The organism is Pseudomonas sp. NPDC087697 (assembly GCF_044743155.1).
Lineage (GTDB): Bacteria > Pseudomonadota > Gammaproteobacteria > Pseudomonadales > Pseudomonadaceae > Aquipseudomonas.
Genome location: NZ_JBIUVW010000080.1, coordinates 1 through 6893, shown reverse-complemented (window position 1 = coordinate 6893; position 6893 = coordinate 1). Strand labels below are relative to the sequence as shown.

Genomic DNA, 6893 nt, shown 5'->3' with positions numbered 1-6893 from the left:
AGACCTACAGCCCGCAAATCGACAGCATGGCCGTTAAGCGTCGCGGTGACGTACGTAAAGCCAAGCTGTACTACCTGCGTGACCTGTCCGGTAAAGCAGCTCGCATCAAGGAAAAACTGGCTTAAGTCCAGCTTCCGATGCAGAAAAAAGCAGCCTAAGGGCTGCTTTTTTGTTGCCCGTCATTTATTCCTCTCCCCGTAGGAGCTGCCGCAGGCTGCGATCTTTGAGGGTTTCAACTCGTTATCTCCCTGTTCCTTGATATGGTGGGCTATGAAAGACTAGTGGTCATTTTTAACGTCCCGTATTTTTTTGCACGCAGCCTCAAGCCTGCGTGTCTTGCTTGAGCCTTTATGCCTGCCATCGACCATCCACTGATAGACCAGTTTCTCGACGCTCTATGGCTGGAGAAAGGCCTGTCGGATAACACCCGTGACGCCTATCGCAGTGACCTGGCCCTGTTTAACGGCTGGTTGCAGGAGAAGCGGCTGGAGCTGATCAACGCCGGGCGCGAGCTGATCCTCGATCACCTGGCCTGGCGCCTCGAACAAAACTACAAGCCCCGTTCTACTGCACGGTTTCTCTCGGGTGTGCGTGGGTTCTATCGCTATTTACTGCGTGAAAAGCTGATTGCTGTCGACCCGACATTGCGCGTCGACATGCCGCAACTCGGCAGGCCATTGCCCAAGTCGCTATCGGAAGCGGACGTGGAAGCCTTGCTCGCCGCGCCGGATCTGAGCGAAGCGATCGGCCAGCGCGATCGCGCCATGCTGGAAGTGCTGTATGCCTGCGGCCTGCGGGTCACCGAGCTGATCAGCCTGACACTGGAGCAGATCAATCTGCGCCAGGGCGTGCTGCGCGTCATGGGCAAGGGCAGCAAGGAGCGACTGGTGCCGATGGGCGAGGAGGCGATTGTCTGGGTCGAGCGCTACATGCGCGATGCGCGTGGTGAGTTGCTTGGCGGGCGGCCCAGCGATGTGTTGTTCCCTAGCCTGCGCGGTGAGCAGATGACCCGCCAGACCTTCTGGCATCGCATCAAGCATCAGGCCAAGGTCGCCGGGATTGGCAAGTCTCTATCGCCGCACACCTTGCGCCATGCCTTCGCCACCCATCTGCTCAACCACGGCGCTGACCTGCGGGTGGTGCAGATGCTGCTCGGTCATAGCGATCTCTCGACCACGCAGATCTACACCCACGTCGCACGTGCCCGCTTGCAAGACCTGCACGCCAAGCACCATCCGCGCGGCTGAACATAGCCCCCTGTAGCAGCTGCCGAAGGCTGCGTTCGGCGGCGCAGCCGTCGTGAGATCAGGTGCCGCGGTGTTTCAGTTAAACCGCGAATACAGGATTTACGACTGCTACGCAGCCGAACGCAGCCTTCGGCAGCTGCTACAAGAGCAGATCCGCGCTGGCCAGCAAATAAGTGTCTTACATCAGCCACAGTCGGCCACGCGGGCCTTATGTGATAGGCTTTACGGGTTTGCACGATGGGCGGTTATGACCCGGTGTTTCAGTACGGGCGTTCTAACCGACCCATTTGTCCGCCTTCAGGAGTTCTCATGCGTCTGACCCAGATTTTCGCCGCCGCAGCCATTGCGTTGGTCAGCACCTTTGCCATCGCCGATGATGCGGCTGATAAAGCCATTCGTAAAAGCCTGGAAACCCTCCAGCTCGACACTCCGATCGAATCCATTGGCGCCAGCCCGCTGGCCGGTCTCTACGAAGTCAAACTCAAGGGCAGCCGCGTGCTGTACGCCAGCGCCGACGGCCAGTACATCGTTCAGGGCTACCTGTTCCAGCTCAAGGACGGCAAGCCGGTCAACCTGACCGAGAAGGCCGAGCGTCTGGGTATCTCCAAGCTGATCAACGGTATTCCGGTCGCTGAAACCGTGGTTTACCCGGCGATTGGCGAAACCAAGACCCACATCACTGTATTCACCGACACCACCTGCCCGTACTGCCACAAATTGCACGCCGAAGTGCCTGCATTGAACAAAATGGGCATCGAAGTGCGTTATGTTGCTTTCCCGCGCCAGGGCCTCGGCTCGCCGGGTGATGAGCAACTGCAGGCAGTCTGGTGTTCCACTGACAAAAAAGCGGCGATGGACAAAATGGTCGACGGCAAGGAAATCAAGGCTGCCAAGTGCGCCAACCCGGTTTCCAAGCAGTTCGCCCTGGGTCAGTCGATCGGCGTGAACGGTACACCGGCCATCGTTTTGGCCGATGGCCAAGTGATTCCGGGCTACCAGCCAGCACCACAAGTCGCCAAACTGGCACTGGGTGCGAAATAATCCTGCGTCGTCACGGTAAGCCTTTGACGATCATGGAGCGGCGACAGCAGTCGGCGTTCCATTAATAGAGAGCCGCACGCTGTGCGGCTGTTTTCCACGGCCGACCTTGAGTCGGCCGTTTTATGGGGAGTTCACAGTGAAACCGGTCAAAGTAGGCATCTGTGGGTTAGGGACCGTCGGTGGCGGTACCTTCAACGTACTTCAGCGCAACGCCGAGGAAATTGCTCGTCGTGCCGGGCGTGGAATCGAAGTGGCACAAATTGCCATGCGCACGCCAAACCCCCTGTGCGATATTACCGGTACCCCCATTACCAACGATGTCTTCGCGGTGGCCACCAACCCCGAGATCGACATCGTTATCGAACTCATCGGCGGCTACACCGTGGCCCGTGAACTGGTGCTCAAGGCCATCGAGAGCGGCAAGCACGTGGTCACCGCGAACAAGGCGCTGATCGCCGTTCACGGCAACGAAATCTTCGCCAAGGCCCGCGAGAAGGGCGTGATCGTCGCTTTCGAAGCGGCGGTGGCCGGCGGTATTCCGGTGATCAAGGCAATTCGTGAAGGATTGTCGGCCAACCGCATCAACTGGGTCGCAGGCATCATCAACGGCACCGGTAACTTCATCCTCACCGAAATGCGTGAGAAGGGCCGGACCTTCGAAGATGTGCTCGCCGAAGCCCAGGCCCTGGGTTACGCCGAAGCCGATCCGACCTTCGACGTCGAAGGCATCGATGCGGCGCACAAGCTGACCATCCTGGCGTCGATCGCGTTTGGTATCCCGCTGCAATTCGACAAGGCCTACACCGAAGGCATCACCAAGCTGACCACCGCTGACGTGAACTACGCCGAAGCGCTGGGCTATCGCATCAAGCACCTGGGCGTGGCACGCAGCACCGCCAGCGGCATCGAGCTGCGGGTACACCCGACCCTGATCCCGGCCGATCGTTTGATCGCCAACGTCAACGGCGTGATGAACGCGGTCATGGTCAACGGCGACGCCGCCGGCTCGACGCTGTTCTACGGCGCGGGTGCCGGCATGGAGCCTACGGCTTCGTCGGTGATCGCGGACCTGGTGGACGTGGTTCGCGCCATGACTTCCGACCCGGAAAACCGCGTACCGCACCTGGCTTTCCAGCCGGATTCGCTGTCGGCCCACCCGATCCTGCCGATCGAAGCCTGCGAAAGCGCCTACTACCTGCGCATCCAGGCCAAGGATCATCCGGGCGTGCTGGCTCAGGTCGCGAGCATCCTGTCGGAGCGCGGCATCAACATCGAATCGATCATGCAGAAAGAAGTTGAAGAGCATGACGGTCTGGTGCCGATGATCCTGCTGACTCACCGTGTGCTGGAACAGCACATGAACGACGCGATCGCCGCCCTCGAAGCTTTGGCTGGCGTGGTCGGTCCGGTCGTACGGATCCGCGTCGAGCACTTGAATTAATTCAGCTGCAAGTTACAAGCTGCAAGCTGCAAGCCAAAGCCAGGGCGCTTTTAACTTGTAGCTTGAGGCTTGAAGCTTGAAGCCCAAACCAAAGGTTTGATCTTATGCGCTATATCAGTACCCGCGGCCAGGCACCGGCCCTGAATTTCGAAGACGTGCTGTTGGCAGGTCTGGCCAGTGATGGCGGCCTGTACGTGCCGGAAAACCTGCCGCGTTTCACCCAGGAAGAAATTGCTTCCTGGGCCGGCCTGCCGTACCACGAGCTGGCTTTCCGGGTGATGCGCCCGTTCGTCACTGGCAGCATCCCTGATGCCGACTTCAAGAAAATCCTCGAAGAAACTTACGGCGTGTTCGCCCACAACGCCGTGGCACCGCTACGTCAGCTGAACGGCAACGAGTGGGTGCTGGAGCTGTTCCACGGCCCGACCCTGGCGTTCAAGGACTTCGCCCTGCAACTGCTCGGTCGCCTGCTCGATTACGTGCTGGAAAAGCGCGGCGAGCGCGTGGTGATTGTCGGCGCCACCTCGGGTGACACCGGTTCGGCCGCCATCGAAGGCTGCAAGCACTGCGAAAACGTCGACATCTTCATCCTGCACCCGCACAACCGCGTGTCCGAAGTGCAGCGTCGGCAGATGACCACCATTTTTGGTGAGAACATCCACAACATCGCCATCGAAGGCAACTTCGATGACTGCCAGGAAATGGTCAAGGCGAGCTTCGCTGACCAGAGCTTCCTCAAAGGCACGCGTCTGGTGGCGGTGAACTCGATCAACTGGGCGCGGATCATGGCCCAGATCGTCTACTACTTCCACGCAGCCCTGCAGTTGGGCGGCCCGGCGCGTTCGGTGTCGTTCTCGGTGCCAACCGGCAACTTCGGCGATATCTTCGCCGGTTACCTGGCGCGCAACATGGGCCTGCCGATCAACCAGTTGATCGTCGCTACCAACCGCAACGACATCCTGCACCGCTTCATGAGCGGCAATCAGTACGTCAAGGAAACCCTGCACGCGACTCTGTCGCCGTCGATGGACATCATGGTCTCGTCGAACTTCGAACGCTTGCTGTTCGACCTGCACGGTCGCAACGGCGCAGCAATCGCCGGCCTGATGGACACCTTCAAGCAAGGTGGCGGTTTCAGCGTCGAACAGGAACGCTGGACCGAAGCCCGCAAGCTCTTCGACTCGCTGGCCGTGGATGACGCGCAAACCTGCGAGACGATTGCTGAAGTCTTCGAACAAACCGGTGAGCTGCTCGATCCGCACACGGCCATCGGCGTCAAGGCAGCGCGTGAGTGCCGTCGTAGCCTGGATATTCCGATGGTGATTCTGGGAACGGCCCATCCGGTCAAATTCCCGGAGGCCGTCGAAAAAGCCGGCGTAGGAAAAGCGCTTGAACTGCCTGCCCATCTTTCTGATTTGTTCGAGCGAGATGAGCGCTGCACAGTTTTGCCAAATGACCTGAAAGCCGTGCAGGCCTTTGTCAGTCAGCATGGCAACCGCGGCAAGCCACTCTGACCGGGAAAACCTGTCACATTTTGAAGCCCGTCTCCTGACGGGCTTTCTCATTTCTGCATGGCACACTTGTCGTCGTTTCGCCCCTCAAGGATGGGTGAGTGGACGTGAAGGAAGTGGGCATGTGGTTTTTTACTGGATTAAAGCCGGCCTTGTGCTGGATGTTTTTATTGAGTGCCTTGGGACTGGGGCACTGCGCATTGGCGGCTCAACTCGGCGCTTTGGACATAAGGACGCCCGTCACCCATGACAGCCTTAAGCTGGAAGCTCACGAGCTCAAATGGATTGCCGAGCACCGGCGAGTGATTGTCGCGTCGGTGCAGTTCCCGTTGTACTTGTTCAAGGATGAGCACGGTCAATGGAGCGGTCTGAACAACGACATTCTCCAACGCCTTTCGCGGATGACCGGGTTGGAGTTTGTTCATGAAGAGTCGTTCTCGACCGAACACCTGCTCGGGCTGCTGGAAAGTGGCAGGGCAGACATGAACACGACGCTGGCGGTGAACGAAGAACGCAAAGGCTTTCTGGATTTCAGCCATGCCTTTGGTGGGGCTGGCTGGGTGTTCGTCGGGCGGGCCGGGGCCGCTTCGGTCGATTCGTTAGAAGACCTTTCAGGCAAGATTCTGACGCTACCGGCCAGACATGCTCTGGAGGCAGGCATCCGCCGTGACTATCCGCAGATCGAGCTGCGCTCGGTCAAAACCTATGCCGAGGCACGCGCCCTGGTCGAAGGCGGCGAAGCCGACGTCACCATTGAAAACGAAACGGGCGCCCATCTTTACCCGGCAGGCCAACTGGCGATCGGCTCAAGTATCGAAGGTATGTGGGAGGCCGACCATCTCGCACTGCGCAAACAGCAGCCACAGCTGTTGAGCATTCTCAACAAGGCGCTCGAGGCCTTTCCTCCGGCAGAGTTGCGAGCTATCCGTTCGAAGTGGCTCAGTGGTGTGGTGCCCAGGCAACCGCCACCGCTGTGGCAGCGGTTTTATCAGTGGGGTTGCTGGGGAGTTTTTTTTGCAAGTCTGTTCGGGCTGATTTCACTGCTGTGGAACCAGCGTCTGAACATGCAGATCAAGCAGCGACTGAAAGCCGAGCAGGGGCTTGGTGATCAACTGGCGTTCCAGCATGCCCTGATGGATGCCATGCCCGATCCGGTGTTTGTACGGGATCTGGAGGGGCGGTTGATCATGTGCAACAAGAGCTATGAAGAGTACTTGTCGACCCGCTTCGACCAGGTGCAGGGAAAACGCCTGACAGAGGTCGACGTTTTGCCCGCCTCGACGGCCGAGCTTCTGCACGCGGAAATCATGGATCAACTCAGCAGTCGGAAAAGCCTATTTGCCGAGCGCCAGCTGACGTTCAAAAGTGGCGTGAGAGATGTTTATCAGTGGACGGTACCGTTTTATAGCGCCGAGGGTTTGCTGCGAGGTGTCGTGGGCGGCTGGACCGAGATTCATCGAAGACAGCGCAATGAGCCTGACCGACGCAGGGCTGACGAGACGACGCCTGCTCAGGGGCTCACCTAGGGTAATGCCAGTCAGTTAAGCGTTGGCTGCCCCAAAAGATCGCAGCCTGCGGTGTTGTGGTTCAGTTTTTTTGAACCGCTCTGTAGGAGCATTAGGCCGCTTGCTGCTCAAACAGCGCAGGCGGCAG

General features: G+C 59.0%; 6 protein-coding genes. All 6 read left to right on the top strand.

The window, feature by feature from the left end; all coding sequences use genetic code 11:
* Positions 1-125, top strand: a 125-nt coding sequence (locus ACIPIN_RS28585; protein ID WP_401124791.1) for a 50S ribosomal protein L19, incomplete at its 5' end; no start/stop codon positions are given.
* 225 nt (positions 126-350) lie between these two features.
* Positions 351-1247 carry a site-specific tyrosine recombinase XerD gene (gene xerD / locus ACIPIN_RS28580; RefSeq protein ID WP_401124788.1) on the top strand — a complete coding sequence of 299 codons (897 nt, stop codon included), beginning with the start codon at positions 351-353 and terminating at the stop codon, positions 1245-1247.
* A 309-nt stretch (positions 1248-1556) separates the two neighbouring features.
* Positions 1557-2288 (top strand): DsbC family protein, encoded by a 732-nt coding sequence (locus tag ACIPIN_RS28575; RefSeq protein WP_401124785.1) that lies wholly within the window; start codon positions 1557-1559, stop codon positions 2286-2288.
* 136 nt (positions 2289-2424) lie between these two features.
* Positions 2425-3729, top strand: a complete 1305-nt coding sequence (locus tag ACIPIN_RS28570) for a homoserine dehydrogenase (RefSeq protein ID WP_401124782.1) — start codon at positions 2425-2427, stop codon at positions 3727-3729.
* 104 nt (positions 3730-3833) lie between these two features.
* Complete coding sequence (gene thrC / locus ACIPIN_RS28565; RefSeq protein ID WP_401124779.1) at positions 3834-5243, top strand: threonine synthase; 1410 nt, start codon at positions 3834-3836, stop codon at positions 5241-5243.
* Positions 5244-5362: 119 nt separating this feature from the next.
* The gene (locus tag ACIPIN_RS28560) at positions 5363-6766 is read left to right on the top strand and encodes a transporter substrate-binding domain-containing protein (RefSeq protein ID WP_401124776.1); all 1404 of its coding nucleotides are present in this window, start codon (positions 5363-5365) and stop codon (positions 6764-6766) included.
* Positions 6767-6893: the final 127 nt, after the last annotated feature.